3 protein-coding genes are annotated in these 2,192 nt (G+C 75.4%); all 3 read right to left on the reverse strand.

Annotated elements, in window-relative coordinates:
- A partial coding sequence (locus F8279_RS29565) for a zf-TFIIB domain-containing protein (RefSeq protein WP_151501700.1) occupies positions 1–181 on the reverse strand: 181 nt, incomplete at its 3' end.
- A gap of 23 nt (positions 182–204) precedes the next feature.
- A complete protein-coding gene (locus tag F8279_RS29570; protein WP_091413468.1) occupies positions 205–837 on the reverse strand; it encodes a phosphoribosyltransferase in 633 nt (210 codons plus the stop codon).
- Entirely contained in the window at positions 834–2,177 is a 1,344-nt protein-coding gene (locus tag F8279_RS29575) for a glycosyltransferase 87 family protein (RefSeq protein ID WP_151501701.1), read from the reverse strand. Before F8279_RS29575 ends, F8279_RS29570 begins: the two co-directional genes overlap by 4 nt.
- Between the last annotated feature and the right edge of the window lie 15 nt (positions 2,178–2,192).

The following is a 2,192-nucleotide window of genomic DNA, read 5'->3' on the forward strand; positions in this document are numbered from 1 at the left end:
GCGCGGCCTGCTGCGGGGCGCCGCCGTGCTGCCGGTTCCAGCTGGCCTCTGCCTCGAACAGCTTCTCGAGCTCACCGCGGTCGAGGAAGATGCCCCGGCATTCGCCGCACTGGTCGATGACGACTCCGCTGCGCTCGTACTGGCGCATCTCTCCGCGGCATTTAGGACAGGTCATCTGCATGACAACGACGGTACCGGGTGTTTTCACGCGGTGGCGGTCAGCGCCTGCGTGACCTCGTCGTCGGAGACCTCGTGGAAGTCCTCGTAGTACGCGCCGACGGCGGCGAAGTCGTGCGGGAGTTGGCTGCTCACGACCGTGTCGGCGTCGGCGGCGAGCATGTCGTACGCCTGCTCGGAGCCGACCGGGACGGCGACCAGGACGCGGGCGGCGCCGAGGTGGCGGGCGACCTGGACGGCGGCGCGTGCGGTGGCGCCGGTGGCGAGCCCGTCGTCCACGATGACGGCGGTGCGGTCGGTGAGGTCCAGTGGTGGGCGGCCACCGCGGTAGCGCTGTTCGCGGCGTTCCAGTTCGGCCTGTTCGCGGCGGCGGACCTGGGCGCGGTCGTTCTCGCTGATCCGGCCGGCGACCATCTCGTTGAGGACCTGTACGCCGCCGGGGCCGAGTGCGCCGTACGCGACCTCGGGTGCCCAGGGCACGCCGAGCTTGCGGACGACGAGCACGTCCAGTGGCGCGCCGAGCCGGTCGGCGACCACCCGGGCGACGGGTACGCCGCCGCGGACCAGGCCGAGCACGATGACGTCGGGCCGGCCGGCGAGGTCGGTGAGGCGTTCGGCGAGTTCGCGTCCCGCCTCGGCCCGGTCGCGGTAGGTGGTCATCCCTCAGGTGTACGCCTTCCGGCGGGATCGCGCGGGGCGGTTGCCGGGAATGTCGCCGGGTCGTCCGGTCGGGTGAGCGCCAGCGCGGGGGCGAGGACGAGCAGGGCGGCCGGGTAGAGCAGGTACCCGAAGCGGGTGGAGGGCATCAGCAGGATCGCGGCGAGCAGCCCGTACCCGCAGATGAGGGCCGTGGTGGCGGCGGTACAGGGCGGGCGGCGCAGCAGCCGGACGGCGATGGCCAGTCCGGCGGCGACGAGCAGCGCGGCGGCGACGGCGCGGCCGGCCGGGAGTGTCTCGGCGATGAGGTGCCCGGGGAACGGTGACTGGGCGGGGCTGGTGACGAGGCCGTGGCCGAGCGGGAAGCGCAGCACGTTCTCGACGAGGGCGTCGCGGTCGACGAGCAGCACCGGGACCAGCGCGAGGACGGGCAGGCCGATGGCGCCGAGGGCGGTGCGGGCCGCGGCCTGGCGGGTGGCGGCCCAGAAGATCAGCACGATGGCGACCGGCCAGGCGAAGAGTTTCAGGGCGCCGGCGGCGCCGACCGCGAGGCCGGCCCGGCCGGGTCGTCCGGCGGCGGCGAGCGCGAGGGCGAGCAGGCAGAGCGCGAGTACGGGAAGGTCGTCGCCGCCGGTGGCCAGGGTGAGCGCGCAGACGGGCAGGACGGTGGCGGCCTGGACGGCGCGCAGTACGGCGGCGTCGCGGCCGGGTGCGGCCGGGCCGCGGCTTGCGCGCAGCGTGGCGACGAGGGCGACGAGGGTGAGCGCGGTGACCACCGCGAACCAGACTCGGGAGTCGGTCCACCAGGCGTCGACGGCGGCTCGGGGCAGCCCGAACAGCGCCATGCCGGGCTGGTAGGGGGTGTAGCCGAGGAGTTGCTCGCCGGGGGGCAGGGCGGCGATGGCGTCGGGCCCGAGGTAGGGGGTGCCGTGCTCGGCCAGGCGGGCGCCGGCGTGCTCGACCACGATCACCTCCTCCTGGGCGCGGTCGGTGCGTCCGCCGGCGCGTTCGATGCTCTGCGTGACGATCGGCAGCAGTGCGGTGGCGGCCCAGGCGAGACCGGCGACGGTCCACCGTGCGGGCAGGCCGGCCAGGGGTGTGCCGGGGTGGCGGCGGCGGGCGAGCAGTTGGGTGGTCGCGGCGAGCGTGGCGAGCGCGTACCCGATGGTGGCGACGGTGCCCCAGGCGCGGTGCGGCGGGAGGGTGGAGGTGGCGGCGGTGACCGCGGCGAAGACGGTGGCGGCGGCGTAGAGGCCCAGGTCGAGGGCGAGGCCACCGGCGGCGTTGTCGAGTGCCGACCAGCGGCGGGAGACGGAGGTTGTCGGGTCGGCGTGGGCGGTCACGCGGGCCAGTGTGGC

Origin of the sequence: Micromonospora sp. AMSO1212t (genome assembly GCF_008868145.1) — a bacterium.
GTDB classification, from domain to species: Bacteria; Actinomycetota; Actinomycetes; order Mycobacteriales; family Micromonosporaceae; genus Micromonospora; species Micromonospora tulbaghiae.